The organism is Enterobacter sp. UPMP2060 (genome assembly GCF_053709655.1).
This window is the reverse complement of sequence record NZ_JBSKJQ010000006.1, coordinates 204,311-227,333: the sequence shown is the minus strand read 5'-3', so window position 1 is coordinate 227,333 and position 23,023 is coordinate 204,311. Positions and strand designations below refer to the sequence as shown.

At 56.2% G+C, this 23,023-nt stretch carries 16 protein-coding genes; 13 read left to right on the top strand and 3 right to left on the bottom strand.

All coding sequences use genetic code 11. The features are described from left to right. Positions 1–30 precede the first annotated feature (30 nt). Entirely contained in the window at positions 31–249 is a 219-nt protein-coding gene (locus ACWKXN_RS14690) for a YgdI/YgdR family lipoprotein (RefSeq protein WP_008499668.1), read from the bottom strand. A gap of 128 nt (positions 250–377) precedes the next feature. Beyond that, positions 378–1,070: a DNA mismatch repair endonuclease MutH gene (gene mutH, locus ACWKXN_RS14685; protein WP_033146444.1), complete on the bottom strand. Its 693-nt coding sequence runs from the start codon at positions 1,068–1,070 to the stop codon at positions 378–380. A 683-nt stretch (positions 1,071–1,753) separates the two neighbouring features. On the opposite strand from mutH, the gene rppH reads away from it, so the two are divergent. From rppH to recD, 12 genes are all read left to right on the top strand, one after another. After that, the gene (gene rppH, locus ACWKXN_RS14680) at positions 1,754–2,284 is read left to right on the top strand and encodes an RNA pyrophosphohydrolase (protein WP_013098553.1); all 531 of its coding nucleotides are present in this window, start codon (positions 1,754–1,756) and stop codon (positions 2,282–2,284) included. Positions 2,285–2,296: 12 nt separating this feature from the next. Continuing rightward, entirely contained in the window at positions 2,297–4,543 is a 2,247-nt protein-coding gene (ptsP, locus tag ACWKXN_RS14675) for a phosphoenolpyruvate--protein phosphotransferase (protein ID WP_023309047.1), read from the top strand. 193 nt (positions 4,544–4,736) lie between these two features. Continuing rightward, positions 4,737–5,612 carry a prolipoprotein diacylglyceryl transferase gene (lgt, locus tag ACWKXN_RS14670; RefSeq protein WP_048979864.1) on the top strand — a complete coding sequence of 292 codons (876 nt, stop codon included), beginning with the start codon at positions 4,737–4,739 and terminating at the stop codon, positions 5,610–5,612. A gap of 6 nt (positions 5,613–5,618) precedes the next feature. Then, a complete protein-coding gene (gene thyA, locus ACWKXN_RS14665; protein WP_014885081.1) occupies positions 5,619–6,413 on the top strand; it encodes a thymidylate synthase in 795 nt (264 codons plus the stop codon). A 184-nt stretch (positions 6,414–6,597) separates the two neighbouring features. Continuing rightward, positions 6,598–7,062: a prepilin peptidase-dependent protein gene (locus ACWKXN_RS14660; RefSeq protein ID WP_454543971.1), complete on the top strand. Its 465-nt coding sequence runs from the start codon at positions 6,598–6,600 to the stop codon at positions 7,060–7,062. Beyond that, the gene (locus ACWKXN_RS14655) at positions 7,053–7,613 is read left to right on the top strand and encodes a prepilin peptidase-dependent protein (protein WP_454543962.1); all 561 of its coding nucleotides are present in this window, start codon (positions 7,053–7,055) and stop codon (positions 7,611–7,613) included. Before ACWKXN_RS14660 ends, ACWKXN_RS14655 begins: the two co-directional genes overlap by 10 nt. Continuing rightward, on the top strand, positions 7,610–8,011 hold the full coding sequence (locus ACWKXN_RS14650) for a DUF2509 family protein (RefSeq protein ID WP_039263328.1): 402 nt from the start codon (positions 7,610–7,612) through the stop codon (positions 8,009–8,011). The genes ACWKXN_RS14655 and ACWKXN_RS14650 overlap by 4 nt, the downstream gene beginning before the upstream one ends. Then, a complete protein-coding gene (locus ACWKXN_RS14645; protein ID WP_023309042.1) occupies positions 7,996–8,319 on the top strand; it encodes a prepilin-type N-terminal cleavage/methylation domain-containing protein in 324 nt (107 codons plus the stop codon). The genes ACWKXN_RS14650 and ACWKXN_RS14645 overlap by 16 nt, the downstream gene beginning before the upstream one ends. Before the next feature lie 12 nt (positions 8,320–8,331). Further along, positions 8,332–11,706: an exodeoxyribonuclease V subunit gamma gene (recC, locus tag ACWKXN_RS14640; protein WP_454543961.1), complete on the top strand. Its 3,375-nt coding sequence runs from the start codon at positions 8,332–8,334 to the stop codon at positions 11,704–11,706. Positions 11,707–11,846: 140 nt separating this feature from the next. After that, positions 11,847–14,714 carry a pitrilysin gene (gene ptrA / locus ACWKXN_RS14635; protein WP_337037997.1) on the top strand — a complete coding sequence of 956 codons (2,868 nt, stop codon included), beginning with the start codon at positions 11,847–11,849 and terminating at the stop codon, positions 14,712–14,714. Next, complete coding sequence (gene recB / locus ACWKXN_RS14630; RefSeq protein WP_454543960.1) at positions 14,711–18,253, top strand: exodeoxyribonuclease V subunit beta; 3,543 nt, start codon at positions 14,711–14,713, stop codon at positions 18,251–18,253. The genes ptrA and recB overlap by 4 nt, the downstream gene beginning before the upstream one ends. After that, entirely contained in the window at positions 18,250–20,070 is a 1,821-nt protein-coding gene (recD, locus tag ACWKXN_RS14625) for an exodeoxyribonuclease V subunit alpha (protein WP_454543959.1), read from the top strand. Before recB ends, recD begins: the two co-directional genes overlap by 4 nt. A 54-nt stretch (positions 20,071–20,124) precedes the next feature. Here the strand turns inward: recD and argA are convergent, their stop codons facing one another. Beyond that, positions 20,125–21,456: an amino-acid N-acetyltransferase gene (gene argA, locus ACWKXN_RS14620; protein WP_023309037.1), complete on the bottom strand. Its 1,332-nt coding sequence runs from the start codon at positions 21,454–21,456 to the stop codon at positions 20,125–20,127. 227 nt (positions 21,457–21,683) lie between these two features. Here argA and amiC point away from each other — a divergent pair, with 227 nt between their 5' ends. Next, the gene (gene amiC / locus ACWKXN_RS14615; RefSeq protein ID WP_029740496.1) at positions 21,684–22,937 is read left to right on the top strand and encodes an N-acetylmuramoyl-L-alanine amidase AmiC; all 1,254 of its coding nucleotides are present in this window, start codon (positions 21,684–21,686) and stop codon (positions 22,935–22,937) included. Positions 22,938–23,023: the final 86 nt, after the last annotated feature.

Sequence of the window (23,023 nt, the reverse complement as noted above, 5' to 3'; positions counted from 1 at the left end):
AAGGCCAGCAAGCGACTGACCTTTATCTGTTTATCGCTCGATAATTTGCGATACTTCGTCGCGATTGATCTGCATTTTATTGCCTTCCTGGTCGCGGTAGCTGACCAGACCGGTATCATCGTCGACTTCGGGTTTGCCGTCGGTCAGGATCATTCGACCATCTTTTGTCGCCATGACGTAATCGCTGCTACAGCCCGATACGGCAAACGCTAAACCGACTGCTGAAACTAACACTGCCCATTTTTTCATCGTTATCGTCCTCATCTGGCGCGTATCAAATCATAATCTAGTATTAACCCGATATGGCGACTTGAGGAAGCGGTAAAATCTTAAAAAGCAGTCGATTATGTTTGAGAGCTCGCAAAATAAGTAAAAAACTATGTTTTTAACAGGAAATGACGGGCAAGGAGTGCGCCGGTGAAATTCTTTTTGAGATAAAAACCGCGCGGTAACGTCAGTATCGGCTCACCCTTCGCGCCGATTGCCTCGGTAAGCGCTTTGCTGTTGGCCGCTTTCGGGCGCAATTGTAAAACTTCTCCGTGTCGGGCGGTGATGCGCTCTACCTGCCCAAGCACAATCATGTCCATCAGCTCCTCCCAGTCCAGACGCAGCTGTTGCTCCTCATCGTCGTTCGGGCTCCAGAGCAGCGGCGCGCCAACGCGACGGTCAGCCAGGGGGATCTGACGTTCACCTTCGACCGGTACCCACAACACGCGCTTCAGCTTGTGGCGAACGTGGCTGGTTTCCCACGTCACGCCGGTGTTGCCGGTTAGTGGCGCAACGCAGACGAAGGTGGTCTCAAGAGGCTTGCCCTGGCTGTCTATAGGGATGGTTTTTAACTCCACGCCAAGCGCTGCAAAATCCTGCTCGGGTTTGCTTCCTGCGCTGGCACCCAGCCACAGCTCAAGCAGCATGCCGATCCAGCCTTTATCCCGTTTCAGATCCTTCGGGATCTGAAGCCCTGCCATTGCCGCCAGCTCGCCAAGCGAAAAGCCTGCAAGACGCCGTGCCTGCTGTAGCAACTGACCTTCGCTGGATGGCGGTGAGAGCAAGGGTGTAAGCGGATGCATGAAGGTAACCTTTTGATTAAAAAATAAACTAAGAAATTGTCCCCTGTGGATAGAGTTTAACTATTTCTGTACCAATATTCCATGTCTATGATTTATATGTTTTTTTATTGGTTTGAAATCGTTTTGCCAGACTCAGAAAACCGGTTGTTCAAATCTGGTCACTGACAATGAACAGGATCTTACACCATGTTATCCACAGAAAAATGGGATAACTGGGCATAACCCTGACTACTGTTTCAATTTACAGCCTTGACGTGCGATGAAAATCGAATTTTCAAACAAATTGTGACTAACTTATTGGCACAATCTGTGGATAAAACCGACGCTGTTCGATCTTTCATCAGCACGACGATCCCTGACGTGACGATCGTCACGATATTCTGTTTTGTGCTCATGGAAATACATTTAACTATTTGAAAATAATTGCATTATCTAATTAAGGTGAAAAAGGGGAGACTGCATCGTTTGAGGTTGTTCATCGGTAATCAGACACTTCTTCACAACTATATCCACAGAAAAGGTGAATAAAATTCCCTTCACCACCTCTCATCTGTTTATAACTCAGCACTTATTTGTGAGTTATTCAAATGTTATTAGGTTGCAGCCCTGTAAGAGAGTGGTTTACCGCCTCCCTGTAGTGTGAAACAATCATTCATATATAAGGTTTAGTTTGGGGTAGTCCGGTGATTGATGACGATGGCTACCGCCCGAACGTAGGAATAGTAATTTGTAATCGTCAGGGCCAGGTAATGTGGGCCCGGCGATATGGTCAGCACTCCTGGCAGTTCCCTCAAGGCGGGATCAATCCGGGAGAGTCCCCAGAACAAGCGATGTACCGGGAGCTTTTTGAAGAGGTCGGTTTAAGCCGAAAAGATGTTCGCATCCTGGCTTCGACCCGCAACTGGTTGCGTTACAAGTTACCGAAACGTTTGGTGCGTTGGGACACAAAGCCGGTTTGTATCGGCCAGAAACAGAAGTGGTTTCTGTTGCAGTTGGTGGGCAACGATTCAGACATCAATATGCAAACCAGCAGTACGCCGGAGTTCGATGGCTGGCGCTGGGTGAGCTATTGGTATCCTGTTCGTCAGGTCGTGTCATTTAAACGCGATGTTTACCGTAGGGTGATGAAAGAGTTTGCAAGTGTGGTAATGCAGCTTCAGGAGATCCCGCCTAAGCCGCAGAGCGCACCTGCCTGGCGACGTAAAAGAGGTTAAGCTACGCAAATCATGCTCACCCGCTTGCGAGAAATAGTCGAGAAGGTGGCCAGTGCTCCGCGTCTGAACGAGGCGCTGAATATTCTGGTCACTGACATCTGTCTTGCGATGGAGACCGAGGTCTGTTCGGTGTATCTGGCCGACCACGATCGGCGCTGCTATTACCTGATGGCGACCCGTGGTTTGAAAAAACCACGTGGACGCACCGTCACGCTCGCATTTGATGAAGGTATCGTGGGCCTGGTTGGGCGGCTGGCTGAACCCATCAACCTTGCTGACGCGCAAAAACACCCCAGCTTTAAATACATCCCTTCCGTAAAAGAAGAGCGCTTTCGCGCTTTCCTTGGCGTGCCGATTATCCAGCGTCGCCAGCTGCTTGGCGTGCTGGTTGTCCAGCAGCGCGAGCTACGTCAGTACGATGAAAGCGAAGAGTCTTTCCTCGTCACGCTGGCCACTCAGATGGCGGCGATCCTCTCCCAGTCCCAGCTTGCCGCGCTCTTTGGTCAGTATCGCCATACGCGCATTCGTGCCCTTCCGGCATCACCAGGCGTAGCGATTGCGGAAGGCTGGATGGACGCCACGCTGCCGCTGATGGAGCAGGTTTACGAAGCCTCAACGCTTGATGAAGCGCTTGAGCGAGAGCGTCTTACCGCCGCGCTGGAAGAGGCGGCGAATGAATTTCGTCGTTACAGCAAGCGCTTTGCCGCAGGCGCACAGAAAGAGACGGCGGCCATCTTCGACCTCTATTCGCACCTGCTCTCCGACGCGCGTCTGCGTCGTGAGCTGTTTGCGGAAGTGGATAAAGGCTCGGTCGCAGAGTGGGCGGTTAAGAAGGTCATCGAAAAATTTGCCGACCAATTTGCGGCACTGACCGACGGTTACCTGAAAGAAAGGGCTGGAGATCTCCGCGCCCTGGGACAGCGTCTGCTGTTCCATCTCGATGACACCATTCAGGGGCCGAATGCCTGGCCAAAACGGTTTGTTCTGGTCGCCGATGAGCTCTCGGCAACGACGCTGGCTGAACTGCCTCAGGACAGGCTGGCCGGTGTGGTGGTGCGCGATGGCGCCGCCAACTCGCATGCCGCCATTATGGTGCGCGCGCTGGGTATCCCAACCGTTATGGGGGCGGATATCCAGCCGTCGGTACTGCACCGCCGTACACTGGTAGTTGACGGCTATCGCGGTGAGCTGCTGGTCGATCCTGAGCCAGTTCTGCTCCAGGAATACCAGCGTCTTATAAGCGAAGAGAATGAATTAAGCAAGCTGGCGGAAGATGACGTTAACCTGCCCGCACAGCTTAAGAGCGGTGAGCGGATCAAAGTCATGCTCAACGCCGGTTTAAGCCCTGAGCATGAAGAAAAGCTTGGCAGCCGCATCGACGGTATTGGCCTGTACCGTACTGAAATCCCGTTCATGCTGCAGAGCGGTTTCCCCTCCGAAGAGGAGCAGGTGGCGCAGTATCAGGGGATGCTGCAGATGTTTAACGACAAACCTGTCACCCTGCGAACCCTGGATGTCGGCGCGGATAAACAGCTGCCCTATATGCCGATCAGCGAAGAAAACCCGTGCCTGGGCTGGCGTGGGATCCGCATTACGCTCGATCAGCCGGAGATCTTCCTGATCCAGGTGCGTGCGATGCTGCGCGCCAACGCGGCGACGGGCAATCTCAGCATCTTACTCCCGATGGTCACCAGCATTGATGAGATCGACGAGTCCAGGCGACTGATCGAACGTGCAGGCCGTGAAGTGGAAGAGATGATCGGCTATGCGATCCCGAAACCGCGGATCGGGGTGATGCTTGAAGTGCCGTCTATGGTCTTTATGCTGCCGCAGCTGGCAAACCGTGTTGATTTTATCTCTGTCGGCACGAACGACCTGACGCAATATATTCTGGCCGTCGACCGTAACAATACCCGCGTCGCCAGTATCTACGACAGCCTGCATCCGGCGATCATTCGCGCGTTAGCGATGATTGCCCGTGAAGCGGAACAGTACGGCATTGATTTACGCCTGTGCGGTGAAATGGCCGGGGATTCAATGTGCGTTGCGATCCTGATTGGTCTGGGATACCGCCATCTGTCGATGAACGGTCGCGCTGTCGCCCGCGTGAAGTACCTGCTGCGGCATATCGACATCAACGATGCCCGCGAGCTGGCTGAACGCAGCCTTGACGCGCAGCTGGCCGCTGAGGTTCGTCATCAGGTCGCGGCGTTTATGGAACGGCGCGGTATGGGCGGCCTGATCCGCGGCGGCCGCTAATCATCTTTCTGCCTCTCCCTCCGGGAGAGGGCTCCAGCGCGCATAAAACCCTATACACATCTTTTACATCTCTGGCGCATCCTCCGCGCCAGCCTTGTGCTATGATTCGCAACTTTGGAGCCTCTGCTTACGGCAGAATCGCATTTCTACCGCTGTCCACTTTCAGCGGAATAACAACATCTTGTGGTGACAGATGAACAGTGGTTATCTGCATTTTCCGGAATTTGATCCGGTCATTTTCTCAGTAGGACCTGTTTCGCTTCACTGGTACGGTCTGATGTACCTGGTGGGCTTCATTTTTGCCATGTGGCTCGCTGGCCGTCGCGCCAGTCGTCCGGGCAGCGGCTGGACGAAAAACGAAGTTGAAAACCTGCTCTATGCGGGCTTCCTCGGCGTGTTCCTCGGTGGCCGTATTGGGTATGTGCTGTTCTATAACTTCCCGGTATTCCTGAACGATCCGCTCTATCTGTTCCGCGTGTGGGACGGCGGCATGTCCTTCCACGGCGGCCTGATTGGGGTGATCCTGGTGATGGTGATTTTTGCCAAACGCACCAAACGCAACTTCTTCCAGGTTGCAGATTTTATCGCACCGCTGATCCCGTTTGGGCTGGGCGCTGGCCGTCTGGGTAACTTTATCAACGGTGAGCTGTGGGGCCGCGTCGACCCGAGCGTGCCGTACACGATGCTCTTCCCGGGCTCCCGCGCAGAAGATATCGCGTTGCTGCCATCACACCCGGAGTGGCAGTCCATTTTCGATACCTACGGCGTGCTGCCGCGCCATATGTCTCAGCTGTACGAACTGGCGCTGGAAGGCGTGGTGCTGTTTATCATCCTCAACCTGTTTATCCGCAAACCGCGTCCGATGGGTGCTGTCTCCGGCCTGTTCCTGATTGGCTACGGCGCATTCCGTATTATCGTCGAGTTCTTCCGTCAGCCAGACGCACAGTTTACCGGCGAATGGGTACAGTACATCAGCATGGGGCAGATCCTCTCCATTCCGATGATTGTCGCGGGTGCCATTATGATGATTTGGGCGTATCGTCGTCGTCCACAGCAACAAATTTCCTGAGGAACCATGAAACAGTATCTTGAATTGATGAAAAAAGTGCTCGACGAGGGCACGCCGAAAAACGACCGCACCGGCACCGGTACGCTCTCCATTTTTGGCCACCAGATGCGCTTCAACCTGCAAGAAGGCTTCCCACTGGTGACGACAAAGCGCTGCCATCTGCGCTCGATCATTCATGAACTGCTCTGGTTCCTGCAAGGCGATACCAACGTTGCGTATCTGCACGAAAATAACGTCTCAATCTGGGACGAATGGGCAGATGAAAATGGCAACCTGGGCCCGGTTTACGGCAAGCAGTGGCGCGCCTGGCCAACGCCTGATGGCCGCCATATTGACCAGATCACCACCGTGATGAACCAGCTGAAAAACGATCCGGACTCGCGCCGAATCATCGTTTCCGCCTGGAACGTCGGCGAACTGGATAAAATGGCGCTGGCACCTTGCCACGCGTTCTTCCAGTTCTATGTCGCTGACGGCAAGCTCTCCTGCCAGCTTTATCAGCGCTCCTGTGACGTGTTCCTCGGCCTGCCGTTTAACATTGCCAGCTATGCGCTGTTGGTCCACATGATGGCGCAGCAGTGCGATCTGGAAGTGGGCGATTTTGTCTGGACCGGTGGTGACACCCATCTTTACAGCAACCATATGGAACAGACGCATCTCCAGCTGACCCGCGAACCGCGTGCTCTGCCGAAGCTGATTATCAAACGCAAACCGGCATCAATCTTCGACTATCGCTTTGATGATTTCGAGATTGAGGGTTATGACCCGCATCCGGGCATCAAAGCGCCCGTCGCTATCTGATGCGATAAAGCGTGACACAACCGGTGCTGTTTAGCGCCGGTTTTTTTTCGGCTTTATCCCGTTTCCCTAAGCGCTATCCAGAAAGCGTGCAACGCGCTGCAACACTCCTGATTCTCCGGATAACGCCTCGTAAAACGAGGATCCGTCGCTCGTCATGTTCACCGCGCTTCGCCACACTCCCGATATGAAAAAAGAGAACGGTTTTACGCTTATCGAAACGCTGGTCGCGATTTCGCTTGTCGTTATCCTCAGCGCCTCAGGTCTTTACGGCTGGGACAGCTGGCAGCGGCAGCAGCGGCTGTGGCAAACCGCCAGTCAGGTACGAGATTACCTGCTGTTTCTGCGCAATCATGCCAACCGCTACAACCGCGACCATCAAATTACCTATCAGCGGATGGGAGGCATGGATTGTCTGCTGAGCTCTGCCGCGCAAGGCTGTGAGAAGGGCAATCCCTTTGTGCTGATACCACTCTGGCCTGAGGTCGCGATCGGCGAGGTAACGCCGTCGCTCGCGTTCTATGGATTAAAGGATACGGCATGGGCAGGGCGGATACGCGTTCAAAGTCGTGCAGGAGAATGGCTGATTATTGTCTCAAATGGAGGACGCATCAGGATGTGTAAGGTCTCTGCGGGAGGTTCATGTCGATGAAGCAGCGAGGTTTCTCACTGACTGAAGTTCTGATTGCCACGGCGATTAGCAGCCTCCTGCTGATAAGCGCATCGCGTTTTTTACCCGGCTTGCAGCGTGCGGTCTTAGCGCAATCCGGCCAGAGACAACTGGAGGAAGAGGTCTGGCACCACCTGTTCGCCCTGGGCAAACAGCTCCAGCGTGCGGGGTACTGCGCGGGAAACTGTCAGGGACAGGCGCTGGTGACAGCCAGGCAAGGAAGTTGCGTCATTGTGCGGTGGGATGCCAACAGTAACGGCAGCTGGGATAACAGCGCATCAGAAAATGACTGCACCGGTTTTCGACTGGAGTCTGGTGCGCTTGAAACCCAGCGTGGAGCGACCTCATGTGAAGGAAAAGGATGGGAAAAGCTCACGGACCCGGACAGGCTTACTATCGCGCATTTTGTGGTGAGGACAGTGGAACATGCCGGTTTTGCGCCAGAGGTGAATATCGAACTGGCGGCGATTCGTAAAGGCGAGAAGGGGGAGCCCTGGCAGGCGTTGTATACGGTCACGGGGTACAACCTGTGAATCGTCAACGCGGCATGTCTTCGCTGGCGATGGTTCTGCTTTTACTGGTGCTCGGTACCCTGATCCTCACCGGTCTCAATCAGCAGCTCACAACGTTTAGCGCGCTCGTCGGCGGTGAGAGCCGTTCGCTTCAGCAGCAGGCGACGGTGCAGTCCGCGCTTGAGTGGGGACGAGTTCAGAGCTGGTCGTCAGAGCCACAGGTTCAGTGCAAGAAGACTCCTGCGTGGCGAGCGTGTTTGCGCCAGCTGAGTGGGGCGCGTGTGCTGCTGATTGCCGGAGACAGCGACCTGCTGCTCTGGCGCTCAGGAGAGATTGTCGACGGGAACGTTCGCTTTTCGCCTCACGGCTGGAGTGATTTTTGTCCCCTTAAGGAGAGCGCGTTATGCCAGCTGCCGTGAACAGAGAAAAAGGGTTTAGCATGGTTGAGGTACTGCTGGCGATGATGCTGCTGGTGATCGTCGTGACGGCTTTGTCCGGTTATCATCGGGCGTTGGCGGCTCGGTTTACCCTGTTTAACCAGTATCGACAGCTCTGGCATCATGCCTGGAATCAGTCTCAGCTCTCAACAAATGTTCTCCCGGCTGGCTGGCAGGCCAGTCGGGGGCAGACAACGCACGCAGGATGTGTCAGCATCACGGTCACACTTATTTCTCCTCTGGGGCGGCGCGGTGAGATAACGCGCCTGCATTGCCCGGTTAGCCAGTAGTCGGGAGCGTCTATGTTAAGGGTCTACCACTCAAATCGTCTGGATGTGCTGGAAGCGCTGATGGAATTTATCGTTGAGCGCGAGCGGCTTGACGATCCTTTTGAGCCTGAAATGGTGCTGGTGCAGAGCACCGGTATGGCACAGTGGCTGCAAATGTCGCTTTCCCGTAAATTTGGCATAGCCGCAAATATTGATTTCCCGCTGCCCGCGAGCTTTATCTGGGAGATGTTTGTGCGCGTGTTGCCGGACATCCCGGAGCAGAGCGCCTTCAACAAGCAAGGCATGAGCTGGAAGCTCATGGCGCTGCTGCCGGAAATGCTGCAGCACGATGAATTCGCCATGCTGCGCCACTACCTCAATGATGATACCGATAAGCGCAAGCTGTTCCAGCTGGCGTCGCGCACCGCCGATCTCTACGATCAATACCTTGTTTACCGTTCTGACTGGTTAATTCGTTGGGAAGCGGGCGAGTTGGTTGAAGGGCTACCGGAGGCGCAAATATGGCAGGCACCGCTGTGGAAAGCGCTGGTAGAGCATACGGAGAAACTTGGGCAGCCTAAGTGGCACCGTGCCAACCTGTACGATCGGTTTATCTCCATACTCGAGAATGCGTCGGAGCGCCCGGCCCGACTGCCGTCACGCGTTTTTATCTGCGGGATATCCGCATTACCGCCTGTTTATCTGAAGGCGTTGAACGCGCTGGGTAAACATATTGATATTCATATTTTGTTCACCAACCCTTGCCGACAGTATTGGGGGGATATCCTCGACGAACGTTGGCTTGCGCGGCTGGTGACTCGCCAACGAAAGCGCCTTTTTGAAGAACGTTCCGTCCCGCTGTTTAAAGACGGCTCGACTGCCGGGCAGCTTTTTGATGAAGACGGTATCCAGAACCTGCCCAATCCACTGCTTGCCTCGTGGGGGAAGCTGGGGCGTGACTACATTCACATGCTTTCAGACATCACTTCATCAGGCGAAGGTGACGTGGATGCCTTTGTCGATATTGCCCCGGATAGCCTGCTGCATCATATTCAGCTGGATATCCTCGATCTGGAAAACCGTGCCGTGATGGGCGTGACGGCGAAAGAATTCGAACGCAGCGACAGCAAGCGCAAGCTGGATGCTGACGATCGCAGCATCGCGATCCATGTTTGCCATAGCCCTCAGCGTGAGGTCGAAGTGCTTCACGACCAGCTGCTGGCGATGCTGCAGGACGATCCCGAACTGACGCCACGCGATATTGTGGTGATGGTGGCGGATATCGACAGCTACAGTCCCTTCATCCAGGCCGTTTTTGGCAGTGCGACGGGCGAGCGATATCTGCCTTACGCTATCTCTGACCGTCGTGCCCGTCAGTCGCATCCGGCACTGCAGGCCTTTATCACTCTGCTTTCACTGCCGGATAGCCGCTTTATCTCCGAAGATGTCCTGGCGTTACTGGATGTTCCCGTGCTGGCTGCACGCTTCAACATCAATGAAGAGGGGCTGCGCTACCTTCGCCAGTGGGTGAATGAATCTGGCGTACGCTGGGGGATCGATGACGATAACGTTCAGGAGTTCGAACTTCCTCCAACCGGGCAGCACACGTGGCGTTTTGGCCTGACGCGTATGCTGCTGGGCTACGCCATGGAGAGCAGCCAGGGCGAGTGGAATGAGGTGCTGCCTTACGATGAGTCCAGCGGGTTAATTGCTGAACTGGTGGGGCATTTAGCATCACTCCTGATGCAGCTTAACCGCTGGCGACACGAGCTGATGCAGCCGCGTCCGCTTGAAGCGTGGTTCCCGGTTTGCAGGGCATTGCTTAATGATTTCTTCCTGCCAGACAGTGACACCGAAGCGGCAATGGCACTGATTGAAACGCAGTGGCAGGCGATCGTCGATGAAGGCGTGAATTCCCATTATCAGGAGGCAATCCCACTGTCGCTGTTGAGGGATGAGCTAACGCAGCGGCTTGACCAGGAGCGAATCAGCCAGCGTTTCCTGGCAGGCCCCATCAATATCTGCACCCTGATGCCAATGCGTTCTATCCCGTTTAAAGTGGTCTGTCTGCTTGGCATGAACGACGGCGTTTATCCGCGCGCGCTGGCGCCGCTGGGGTTCGATTTGATGAGCGCAGATCCAAAGCGGGGCGACCGTAGCCGCCGCGATGATGACCGCTACCTCTTCCTTGAGGCGCTCATTTCCGCCCAGAGTAAGCTCTATATCAGCTATATCGGCCGTTCCATTCAGGACAACAGCGAGCGTTTTCCCTCCGTTCTGGTGCAGGAGCTGGTGGACTATATAGGCCAGAGTCACTATCTGCCGGGGGATGAAGATCGCAACTGCGATGAAAGCGAGAAGAGGGTGAAAGCCCATATCACCTGTTTCCACAGCCGCATGCCGTTTGACCCGGTGAACTACACGCCCAGCGAGCGCCAGAGCTATGCCCAGGAGTGGCTACCGGCGGCGAAAAAGGAGGGGAGTGCGCATACCGATTTCATTCAGGAGCTTGACCCGCGCCCTGTCGACACCCTGACCTTCGAACAGCTTCAGCGGTTTTGGGCGCATCCGGTGCGCGCCTTCTTCCAGCAGCGATTGCAGGTCAACTTCCGTTCTGAAGAGAGTGAAATTCCTGATGCAGAGCCTTTTACGCTGGAAGGGCTGGAGCGCTACCAGTTAAACCTGCAGCTGTTGAATGCGCTGGTTGAAGAGGAAGATGCGGACAAACTTTACCGCCGCTACCGTGCTGCAGGACAGCTGCCCTATGGGGCGTTCGGAGAAATTGTGTGGGAGGCGCAGTGTCAGGAGATGACCGCCCTGGCAGAGCGCGTAAGAGCGTGCCGACAGCCAGGGAAAAGTATTGAAATCGATCTCAACTGCAATGGTGTACAGCTCACGGGCTGGTTAACCCAGGTTCAGCCGGACGGGCTGCTGCGCTGGCGGCCTTCTATGCTGAGCGTTTCACAGGGTTTGCAACTCTGGCTGGAACATCTTGTCTACAGTGCGGATGGTCATAAAGGTGAAAGTCGGATTTTCGTGCGCAAAGAGGGCGAATGGCGCTTCCCGCCGATGGAGTCTGAGCAGGCGTTACGGTATCTGTCTTTGTACATTGAGGGCTACCGTCAGGGAATGAACAAACCGCTCCTGCTGTTGCCGGAAAGTGGCGGGGCCTGGATAAAAGCCTGTTATGACGCACAGAATGATGCGATGTTAACGGATGAGGCGTCACTGCAGAAAGCGCGCAGTAAATTTATGCAGGCCTACGAAGGTAACATGATGGTACGGGGCGAAGGTGAAGATGTCTGGTATCAGCGCTTATGGCGAACGCTTGAGCCAGAGTACTTTGAGGCCATCACGGAAGAGGCGCAGCGCTACCTGCTGCCGTTGTTTAAATTTAATCAGTCCTGAGCGCTGTATAAAAATTGCGCAGTGTGGGGTGTTCAATTATGATGCACTTCTTATCACGGACTGATGTACCCAATAAAGAGATGTTGGCGTGTCCAGCACGCAATGTATTAATGATGTAGCCGTGATAAAGAGGTAGCACCTTGTTTAAAGCGTTTGTTTTGTTTTTCGCCCTCTGGGTACCTGTCACTCAGGCAGACTCCGGTTGGCAACCCGTTCAGGAAACTATTCGTAAAAGCGAAAAAGATACCCGTCAATATCAGGCTATTCGTCTTGATAACGGCATGACCGTGCTGCTGGTTTCCGATCCGCAGGCGGTGAAGTCCCTCTCGGCATTAGTGGTGCCGGTTGGATCGCTGGAAGATCCTGACGCGCATCCTGGGCTTGCACATTATCTGGAACATATGACGCTGATGGGGTCAAAAAAATACCCGCAGCCGGATAGCCTGTCCGAATTTTTGAAAATGCATGGCGGCAGCCACAATGCCAGTACGGCACCGTACCGCACGGCCTTTTATCTTGAAGTCGAAAATGATGCGCTGGAAGGCGCGGTCGATCGCCTTGCTGATTCCATCGCCGCCCCCCTGCTGGATAAAAAATATGCCGACCGTGAACGCAATGCCGTCAATGCTGAGTTGACCCTTGCCCGCACGCGAGACGGTATGCGCATGGCCCAGGTCAGCGCCGAAACCATCAACCCTGCGCACCCGGGTTCGCGCTTCTCCGGCGGTAACCTTGAGACGTTAAGCGACAAACCGAACAGCCCGGTGCTTGATGCCCTGCACGCGTTTCGCGATAAATACTACTCCGCCAACCTGATGAAAGCGGTCATCTACAGCAATAAACCGTTGCCAGAACTGGCAGGCATGGCGGCTAAAACGTTTGGCCGGGTGCCGAATAAAAATATCGACCTGCCGCAGATAGACGTACCGGTGGTCACGGATGCGCAAAAGGGCATCGTGATCCACTACGTGCCTGCGCTGCCGCGCAAAGTGCTGCGCGTGGAATTCCGCATCGATAACAACACCGCACAGTTTCGCAGTAAAACCGATGAGCTGGTGACCTATCTGATAGGTAACCGTAGCCCGGGTACGCTTTCTGACTGGCTGCAAAAACAGGGGCTGGTGGAAGGTATTCGCGCCGACTCCGATCCGGTTGTGAACGGCAATAGCGGCGTGCTGGCGATCTCCGCCACCCTGACCGACAAGGGCCTGGCAAACCGTGACGAAGTGGTGGCGGCGATCTTCAGCTACCTCTCTTTACTGCGTGAGAAAGGCGTCGATAAGCGCTACTTTGATGAGCTCGCCCACGTGCTGGATCTCGATTTCCGTTACCCGTCCATTACCCGCGATATGGATTACGTTGAGTGGCTGGCGGATACCATGATCCGCGTGCCGGTGGAACACACCCTCGATGCGGTCAATATTGCCGACCGCTATGATGCCGATGCGGTAAAAGCCCGCCTGGCGATGATGACGCCGGAGAATGCCCGCATCTGGTACATCAGCCCGAACGAACCGCATAACAAGACGGCGTATTTTGTCGATGCTCCTTATCAGGTGGACAAAATCAGCGCGCAGACCTTCGCCGACTGGCAGAAGAAGGCCGGGGAGATTGCGTTGAAGCTGCCGGAGCTGAACCCCTATATTCCGGATGACTTCTCGCTGACCAAAACGACTAAAGATTACCCGCACCCGGCGCTCATCGTTGATGAACCGACGCTGCGCGTGGTGTACACCCCCAGCCGCTACTTCGCAAGCGAGCCAAAGGCCGATGTCAGCGTGGTGCTGCGTAACCCGAAAGCGATGAACAGCGCTAAAAATCAGGTGATGTTCGCGCTCAATGACTATCTCGCCGGGATTGCGCTCGATCAGCTCAGCAACCAGGCGGCCGTGGGCGGGATCAGCTTCTCCACCAACGCCAACAACGGTTTGATGCTCAATGCAAACGGCTATACCCAGCGTTTGCCTCAGCTGTTCCAGGCACTGCTGGAGGGCTATTTCAGCTATACGCCGACGGAAGAGCAGCTTGAACAGGCCAAATCGTGGTATGCGCAGATGATGGATTCTGCGGAGAAGGGCAAAGCTTACGATATGGCGCTTATGCCGGCGCAAATGCTGTCGCAAGTTCCTTATTTCCAGCGAGAGGACCGCCGCGCGCTGTTGCCTTCGATCACCTTAAAAGACGTGCTGGCTTACCGTGACGCGCTGAAAACCAACACGCGTCCGGAGTTCCTGATCGTTGGCAACATGAGTGAGGATCAGGCCAAAACCCTGGCAGAGAATGTACGCACTCAGCTCGGTTCGAAAGGCGACGAGTGGTGCCGCAACCAGGACGTGCTGGTTGAGAAAAAACAGAATGTGATTTTTGAAAAGGCGGGTAACAGCACGGATTCCGCGCTGGCCGCGGTATTTGTGCCAACGGGCTATGATGAATTCGCCAGCTCGGCGCAGAGTGCCGTACTGGGGCAAATTATTCAGCCGTGGTTCTATAACCAGTTACGCACTGAGGAGCAGCTTGGCTACGCGGTGTTTGCCTTCTCCATGAACGTAGGCCGACAGTGGGGACTGGGTTTCCTGCTGCAAAGCAGCGATAAACAACCGGCGTATCTCTGGAAGCGTTACCAGGCCTTCTTCCCGCAGGTGGAAGCGAAACTGCGCGCCATGAAGCCGGAAGAGTTTGGGCAGATCCAGCAGGCCGTCATCGCACAGGTGATGCAGCCGCCGCAGACGCTGGGTGAAGAAGCCTCGCAGCTGAGCAAAGATTTCGATCGCGGTAATCTGAAATTTGATTCGCGTGATAAAGTAGTGGCCGAGATAAAACAGCTGACGCCGCAGAAGGTTGCAGACTTCTTCCATCAGGCGGTCATTAAGCCGCAGGGAATCACTATCCTGTCTCAGGTTTCCGGTAGCCAGAACGGGAAAACGGAGTACGTGAACCCGAAAGGCTGGAAAGTCTGGAAGAGCGTCAGCGCGCTGCAGCAATCTATGCCCTGGAGTAAGAAAGAATGACCGATACCGCTGAGTCCCTTGATCCCTTACGTTTACCTCTGCAGGGTGAACGATTGATTGAAGCCTCAGCGGGAACGGGAAAAACCTTCACCATTGCCGCTCTGTACCTGCGTCTGCTGCTGGGGCTTGGCGGCAACGCCGCTTTTCCACGTCCTTTGAGCGTGGAGGAACTGCTGGTGGTGACCTTCACCGAGGCTGCCACCGCTGAGCTGCGGGGCCGTATTCGCAGCAATATCCGCGTGCTGCGCATCGCCTGTCTGCGTCAGAGCACGGATAACCCTCTCTACGCGAGCCTTCTGGAAGAAATTGCCGATAAGCAACAGGCAGCCCAGTGGCTATTGCTCGCTGAACGGCAGATGGATGAAGCGTCCGTCTTCACCATTCACGGTTTTTGCCAGCGTATGCTGAGCCTGAATGCGTTTGAATCCGGGATGCTGTTTGAACAGCAGCTCATTGAAGATGAATCCGTGCTTCGCTATCAGGCCTGCGCGGATTTCTGGCGTCGCCACTGCTACCCGTTACAGCGCGATATCGCCGAAGCGGTACATGCGCTGTGGAAGGGCCCGGAGGCGCTGCTGCGCGCTATCGATCGTTATCTGCAGGGGGAAGCACCGGTCATCAAATCCCCGCCGCCTGCGGATGAAACCCTGGCCTCACGCCATGAAAAAATCATCGCGAGAATTGCCGATATCAAGCAAAAATGGATTGAGTCCGTTGGCGAGATTGACGCAATCATCGAAAATTCCGGGATTGATCGACGCAAGTTTAACCGCGGCAATCAGGGGAAATGGATCGACAAGATCAGCGCCTGGGCGCAGGAAGAGACGCGAGGCTACCAGCTCCCGGATGCGCTGGAGAAATTCTCCCAACGTTTCCTGGCTGAGCGGACCAAAGCCGACGGCATTGTGCCTGAGCATCCTCTGTTTGTGGCGATTGAAACCCTGCTGGCTGAGCCCTTAACGCTCAACGATCTGATGATTACCCGCGCCATGACGGAAATTCGCGACGCCGTCGCGCGTGAGAAACGCCGCCGGGGTGAGCTGGGGTTTGACGATATGCTGAGCCGCCTCGATGCGGCGCTATGCAGTGAAAATGGCGAAGCGCTTGCCGCCGCGATCCGCACCCGGTTCCCGGTGGCGATGATTGACGAATTTCAGGATACCGACCCTCAGCAATACCGCATTTTCCGCCGTATCTGGCGCCAGCAGCCCGGTACCGCGCTGTTGTTAATCGGCGATCCGAAACAGGCCATCTACGCCTTCCGCGGTGCGGATATTTTCACCTACATGAAAGCCCGTAGCGAAGTTGACGCACACTACACTCTTGATACTAACTGGCGCTCCTCTCCCGGCATGGTGGAAAGCGTCAACGCGCTCTTCAGCCGCATGGATACGGCGTTTATGTTCCGTGAGATCCCGTTTCAGCCGGTAAAATTTGCCGAGAAAAATGCCTCGTTGCGCTTCGAGTTCAACGGCGAGACGCAGCCTGCCATGAACTTCTGGCTGCTGGACGGGGAAGGCTGCGGCGTTGCCGACTATCAAAATGCGATGGCCCAGCACTGTGCCGCGCAAATCCGCGACTGGCTCAGTGCGGGCGCGCACGGTAAAGCGCTGCTGTGGAAGGGGGATAAACCAACCCCGGTAAAGGCATCCGATATCACGGTGCTGGTGCGCAGCCGTCAGGAGGCCGCGCTCATCCGCGACGCTCTGACGTTACTGAATATTCCCTCCGTCTATCTCTCGAACCGCGATAGCGTCTTTGAAACGCTGGAAGCGCAGGAGATGCTATGGCTGCTGCAGGCCGTGCTGGCCCCGGAGCGGGAAAGCACGCTGCGTAGCGCATTAGCGAGCGCGATGCTCGGGCTGAACGCGCGGGATATTGATGCGCTGAACAATGACGAAGCCGCGTGGGATGCCGTGGTAGAAGAGTTTGTTCGCTACCGCGAAAAATGGCAGAAGCGTGGAGTCATGGCGATGGTGCGCGAGCTCATGGCGCAGCGCCACATTGCGGAGAATATGCTGGCGACAGCAGGCGGCGAGCGCCGTTTGACCGATATTTTACATATCAGCGAACTGCTGCAGGAAGCCGGTACGCAGCTGGAGAGCGAACACGCCCTGGTACGCTGGCTGGCGCAGCAGATTGCCGATCCGAACAGTAATTCGTCCAGCCAGCAGATGCGCCTTGAGAGTGATAAACATCTGGTGCAGATCGTCACCATTCACAAGTCGAAAGGCCTGGAATATCCGCTGGTCTGGCTGCCGTTTATCGCCAATTATCGCGTGCAGGATCAGGCCTTTTACCACGATCGCGAGTCTTTTGAGGCGGTGCTCGATCTCAGCAACGCGGAGTCCAGCGTTGAGCTGGCCGAAGCCGAGCGTCTGGCGGAAGACCTGCGCCTGCTTTACGTGGCGCTGACCCGTTCGGTCTGGCACTGCAGCCTGGGCGTTGCGCCGCTGTTCCGTCGCCGTGGCGAAAAGAGCGGGGAGAGTGATTTTCATCTGAGCGCGCTGGGGCGGCTTATTCAGCACGGCGAACCCAAAGATGCGGTGGGCCTGCGCCAGTGCATCGAATCGCTTTGCACGGAGCATGTTGCCCTGCATATTCCGTCGCAGCCCGACAACAGCCGCTGGCAGATGCCGGAGCTGCGTGAGTCAGAGCTCCATGCCCGCCAGGTTGTGCGTACCATTGCCGACGACTGGCGCGTCACCAGCTACTCCGGTTTGCAGCAGCACGGGCAGAGTATTGCGCAGGATCTGATGCCAAAACTGGACGTGGATGCCGCAGGAGCCGGTAGCGTACCCGCTGAGCCGGTGCTCACGCCGCACCAGTTCCCGCGCGGCGCCTCGCCGGGTACGTTTTTGCACAGCCTGTTTGAAGAGCTGGATTTTACCCAGCCGGTTTCCGAAGAGTGGGTGCTGAAAATGTTACAGAGTGGCGGCTACGACGCGCAGTGGCAGCCGGTTCTCACCGACTGGATCCGCGCGGTACTGCACGCGCCGCTCACGACGCAGGGGATCTCGCTGAACCAGTTGACTGCCAAAGATAAGCAGGTGGAGATGGAGTTTTATCTCCCCATCGCCAGCCCGCTCAGGGCCGAGGCGCTTGATGCGCTGATCCGTGAGTACGATCCGTTATCCGCCGGATGCCCGCCTCTGAACTTCCGCCAGGTACAGGGGATGCTCAAAGGCTTTATCGACCTGGTTTTCCGCCACGAAGGGCGCTACTACCTGCTGGATTACAAATCGAACTGGCTGGGTGAAAGCAGCGAAGCCTACACCCAGGACGCGATGGCATCGGCAATGCAAATGCATCGCTACGATCTGCAGTACCAGCTTTACACCCTTGCGCTGCACCGTTACCTCCGCCATCGCATGGCCGATTACCGCTACGAAGATCATTTTGGCGGCGTCATTTACCTGTTCCTGCGCGGAGTGGATGGTAACGACCCGCGTTCCGGCGTCTTTAGTACGCGTCCGGCTGCGGAACTGATTGAAAAAATGGATAATCTGTTTGCTGCAAGCACGGAGGAGGTGGCATGACGATGCAGGCGCTACTGCTGGACGCGGTTGAACAACGGTTACTGCGTCACCTGGATGTGCAGTTCGCCATGATGGTGGCAGGCGAGGAGCCTGCCGTCATGCTGGCCGCGGCCATTCTGAGTAAAGACGCGGGGGAAGGCCACGTATGTCTGCCGCTGTCGCGTCTGGCTGTGGATGAGAAAATGCCTCCGGCTTTACAGGCGTGTTTCGCGCAGCTGGGTGACGCAGTGGACTGGCAGGAGATATTACTCGGCTCGCCTGCCGTAAGCGGAGCCGATACCGGGACGCCGATGATCCTTGTCGGCGAGCGTTTGTATCTTAACCGGCTGTGGCGTAACGAACTGACGGTAGCGCGCTTCTTCAGCGAGACCAACGCCCCGCTTCCCTGCGATGAAGCGCAGCTCCGGCAAACGCTGGATACGCTGTTTACCTCTGACGACGAGACAAACTGGCAGAAAGTGGCGGCAGCCGTGGCCTTAACGCGACGGATCTCGGTGATTTCTGGCGGCCCGGGCACCGGGAAAACGACCACTGTGGCAAAACTGCTTGCCGCGCTGATTCAGCTATCGGGTGAGAAAAAGTGCCGTATTCGCCTGGCCGCCCCCACCGGTAAAGCGGCGGCACGTCTGACGGAGTCGTTAGGCGGCGCGCTGCAAAAACTGCCGCTAACCGGGGAGCAGCTTGCGCTTTTCCCCAATGAAGCGAGCACGCTGCACCGTTTGCTTGGCGCACAGCCGGGTAGCCAGCGTCTGCGCTATCATGCCGGTAACCCACTGCACCTTGACGTGCTGGTCATGGATGAAGCGTCGATGATTGACCTGACGATGATGTCGCGTTTGATCGATGCGCTACCGCCGCACGCGCGCGTCATTTTCCTCGGCGATCGCGACCAGCTTGCCTCCGTAGAGGCGGGAGCCGTATTGGGGGATATCTGCACCTATGCCAGCCTGGGATATACCGCGGAACGCGCGCAGGAGCTGGCCCGTCTCACCGGATGTTCGCTCACGTCTGAAAACCATTCGCTTGCAGGGGCGCTGCGCGACAGCCTGTGTCTGCTGCAAAAAAGCTACCGTTTCGGCAGCGACTCCGGCATCGGCCAGCTTGCGGCGGCGGTGAACCGGGGCGACCGGCGCACCACCACAGCGGTATTTGACGGTACCTTTACGGATATTGAGAAAAAATCGCTGCAAAGTGGGGAAGAGTATCAGGCGATGCTGGACGACGCCCTGCAGGGGTATCAGCACTTTCTGACGGGCGTACAACAGCAAAGTACGCCGGAGCAGGTCATTGCCGCGTTTGGCGAATACCAGCTGCTCTGTGCGCTGAGGGAAGGCCCCTTTGGCGTCCGGGGTTTGAACGACAGGCTGGAACAGCTGCTGGCGCAAAAACGCAAAATTAACCGTACCCCGCACTCGCGATGGTATGAAGGGCGACCGGTGATGATCTCCCGCAACGACAGCGCGCTGGGATTGTTTAACGGGGATATCGGGATTGCACTCGACTGCGGCCAGGGCCTGCGCGTCTGGTTCCAGATGCCGGACGGGAGCGTGAAGTCCTTCCAGCCCAGCCGTTTGCCCGAGCATGAAACCGCCTGGGCGATGACGGTGCATAAATCCCAGGGCTCCGAGTTTAACCATGCGGCGCTGATCCTGCCCACGCAGCTTTCACCCGTCGTTACCCGCGAGCTGATCTATACCGCCATTACGCGCGCGCGTCAGCGTCTTTCGCTCTATACCGATGAGCGGGTGCTGGTGCAGGCGATCGCCACCCGAACGGAACGCCGAAGCGGGCTGGGCGCGATATTTGAGTCACTCTGAACAACGCCAGATATCCAGGCCGGGTACGCGCAGCGCGACCCGGCAAGCGTTGTATTATCCCAGGTCAGCCATCAGCACTTTTGAACGACGCTGATAGTTGTACATCTCTTTCTTCGTTTCCGGCAGAGAATCGATATCCACCGGCGTGAATCCGCGCTCCTGGAACCAGTGAATGCTGCGCGTCGTCAGGACGAACAGCTTGCTCAGCCCCATCTGGCGCGCCTGTGCCGCCACGCGTTCAAGCAGCATTTCGCCGCGTGAAGAGCTACGGTAATCAGGATGCACCGCCACGCAGGCCATTTCACCGATCTTCTCTTCCGGGAACGGATAGAGCGCGGCGCAGGCAATGGTCAGGTTATCGCGCTGAATAATGGTGAATTTGTCGATCTCCATCTCCAGCTGTTCGCGTGAGCGACGTACCAGAATGCCCTGCTGTTCCAGCGGGCGGATCAGCTCCAGAATGCCGCCGATGTCATTAATGGTGGCGCGGCGGATCTGCTCCGCACTCTCCATCACAATCTGTGTACCAATACCGTCGCGGGAGAACAGCTCCTGCAGCAGGGCCCCGTCTTCCTGATAGCTGATCAGGTGGCTGCGGCGCACGCCGCTGCGGCAGGCCTTCACGGCACCACGCAGGAAGCGGACGGTGCCGGAGTGGTAATCGCCTTCGGCTTCCAGCGCCTCCACGCGAGCCTGGGCTTCATTCGGGAAGAGTTCCGGTACGATTGTTCCTTCAGCGTCCACGACGCCCTGGGAGGAGCAGAACCCAATCATTTTTTCCGCCTTCAGCTTGATCGCCAGCTGCGTGGCAATCTCTTCTGACGTCAGGTTAAAGCTTTCGCCGGTCACGGAAACGGCGACCGGGCCCATCAGCACGATGGCACCGCTGTCCAGCTGGCGGTGAATAGCTTCTTCATCAATACGACGGATACGGCCGCTGTGGCAGTAATCCACGCCATCGTCCACGCCGAGCGGCTGGGCAATGATAAAGTTGCCGCTCACGACGTTGATATGCGCGCCCTGCAGCGGCGTATTGTTCAGGCTCATGGAGAGACGCGCGGTAATATCCAGCTGCAGCAGACCCGCCGCCTGTTTCACCAGCTCCAGGGTTTTGGCATCGGTGACGCGGGTGTGTTTGTGGTAAATCGGCTCGTGGTGGTGAGCGGCCAGGTTGGCGTCGATCTGCGGACGCGCGCCATACACCACCACCAGGCGGATCCCGAGGCTGTGCAGCAGGCCAATGTCATTGACGATGCTGGAAAAATTTTCATGCTCAATGGCTTCGCCGCCAAGCATGATGACAAACGTTTTTCCCCGATGGGCGTTGATATAGGGAACAGAATGGCGGAATCCCTGGACCAGTTCGGTTCTACGTTCCTTCACCATGGCACAACCCTTAATGAATGTTTATTCGTAATTTCTGTATTTTTATTCGATTGTGGCCGCGTGTGCAAGTGCAAATTTTCCGCTACCCACAGAAATTGGTAAGTAATCCGTGCGTTAGCGTATGATTGTTTACCCTTTTATAGATGACAGTTTATGCGTCATTCGTTAAAGTTTTCGGTCAATTTGGACATTTTGTATATCAGTCAGTGTTCTTGCTCGGGAGAAGCATGTCGGGATCCAATTCAGCAATAAGCCGCCGCCGTTTGTTAAAAGGGGCCGGGGCAATGTGGTTGCTTAGCGTCAGTCAGGTCGGTCTTGCCGCCACGAGTCAGGTGGTGGCGGTGCGCGTATGGCCGTCGTCGACCTATACGCGCGTGACGGTCGAATCCAATCGCGTGCTGAAATATAAGCAATTTGCCCTCAGCAACCCGGAACGCGTGGTGGTGGATCTCGAAGGCGTTAACCTCAACTCCGTGCTGAAAGGGATGGCGGCGCAGATCCGCGGCGACGATCCGTTTATTAAATCGGCGCGCGTCGGGCAGTTTGATCCGCAAACCGTGCGCATGGTGTTTGAGCTTAAACAGAACGTTAAGCCGCAGCTGTTCGCCCTGGCGCCCGTCGCGACGTTTAAAGAGCGCCTGGTGATGGATCTCTACCCGGCCAACGCAACGGATATCCAGGATCCGCTTCTCGCTCTGCTGGAAGACTACAACAAGGGCGATCTTCAGCGTCAGGTACCGCCTGCGCAAAGTGGCCCGCAGCCCGGAAAAGCAGGGCGCGATCGTCCGATTGTGATCATGCTCGATCCCGGCCATGGCGGCGAAGACTCCGGCGCGGTGGGGAAATACCGCACGCGTGAAAAAGACGTGGTGCTGCAAATTGCCCGCCGCCTGAAGGCGTTGATTGATAAAGAAGGCAATATGCGCGCCTATATGACGCGCAATGAAGATATCTTTATCCCGCTGAAGGTCCGGGTGGCGAAAGCGCAGAAGCAGCGCGCCGATTTGTTCGTGTCGATCCATGCGGATGCCTTTACCAGCCGCCAGCCAAGCGGCTCGTCGGTGTTCGCGCTCTCAACCAAAGGCGCGACCAGTACCGCAGCAAGATTCCTGGCTGACAGTCAGAACGCCTCTGACCTGATTGGTGGCGTGAGCAAAAGCGGCGACCGCTACGTCGACCACACCATGTTCGATATGGTGCAGTCGCTGACCATTAACGACAGCCTGAAGTTTGGTAAAGCGGTGCTGGGCAAGCTGGGGAACATCAATAAGCTGCATAAAAACAGCGTTGAACAGGCCGGATTTGCGGTACTCAAGGCACCGGATATTCCGTCCATTCTGGTTGAAACCGCCTTTATCAGTAACGTCGAAGAGGAGCGTAAGCTCAAGACGGCAAAATTCCAGCAGGAGGTTGCGGAGTCGATTCTGGCGGGGATACGGGCGTATTTCTCTGACGGGGCGACGCTGGCGCGACGCGGATAACGCTTTCAGCCGGGTAAACGCCCGGCAAATTCACAAACGACAGATACAAAAAAACACCCTTGAGGGTGTTTATTGTTTTCAGAAGT

Excerpts from the sequence above, each read along its gene's own strand:
- ACWKXN_RS14690 (WP_008499668.1), bottom strand. The coding sequence starts at position 249 with ATGAAAAAATGGGCAGTGTTAGTTTCAGCAGTCGGTTTAGCGTTTGCC.
- mutH (WP_033146444.1), bottom strand. The coding sequence starts at position 1,070 with ATGCATCCGCTTACACCCTTGCTCTCACCGCCATCCAGCGAAGGTCAG.
- ptsP (WP_023309047.1), top strand. The coding sequence starts at position 2,297 with ATGCTCACCCGCTTGCGAGAAATAGTCGAGAAGGTGGCCAGTGCTCCG.
- lgt (WP_048979864.1), top strand. The coding sequence starts at position 4,737 with ATGAACAGTGGTTATCTGCATTTTCCGGAATTTGATCCGGTCATTTTC.
- thyA (WP_014885081.1), top strand. The coding sequence starts at position 5,619 with ATGAAACAGTATCTTGAATTGATGAAAAAAGTGCTCGACGAGGGCACG.
- ACWKXN_RS14660 (WP_454543971.1), top strand. The coding sequence starts at position 6,598 with ATGAAAAAAGAGAACGGTTTTACGCTTATCGAAACGCTGGTCGCGATT.
- ACWKXN_RS14655 (WP_454543962.1), top strand. The coding sequence starts at position 7,053 with ATGTCGATGAAGCAGCGAGGTTTCTCACTGACTGAAGTTCTGATTGCC.
- ACWKXN_RS14645 (WP_023309042.1), top strand. The coding sequence starts at position 7,996 with ATGCCAGCTGCCGTGAACAGAGAAAAAGGGTTTAGCATGGTTGAGGTA.
- recC (WP_454543961.1), top strand. The coding sequence starts at position 8,332 with ATGTTAAGGGTCTACCACTCAAATCGTCTGGATGTGCTGGAAGCGCTG.
- recB (WP_454543960.1), top strand. The coding sequence starts at position 14,711 with ATGACCGATACCGCTGAGTCCCTTGATCCCTTACGTTTACCTCTGCAG.
- recD (WP_454543959.1), top strand. The coding sequence starts at position 18,250 with ATGACGATGCAGGCGCTACTGCTGGACGCGGTTGAACAACGGTTACTG.
- argA (WP_023309037.1), bottom strand. The coding sequence starts at position 21,456 with ATGGTGAAGGAACGTAGAACCGAACTGGTCCAGGGATTCCGCCATTCT.
- amiC (WP_029740496.1), top strand. The coding sequence starts at position 21,684 with ATGTCGGGATCCAATTCAGCAATAAGCCGCCGCCGTTTGTTAAAAGGG.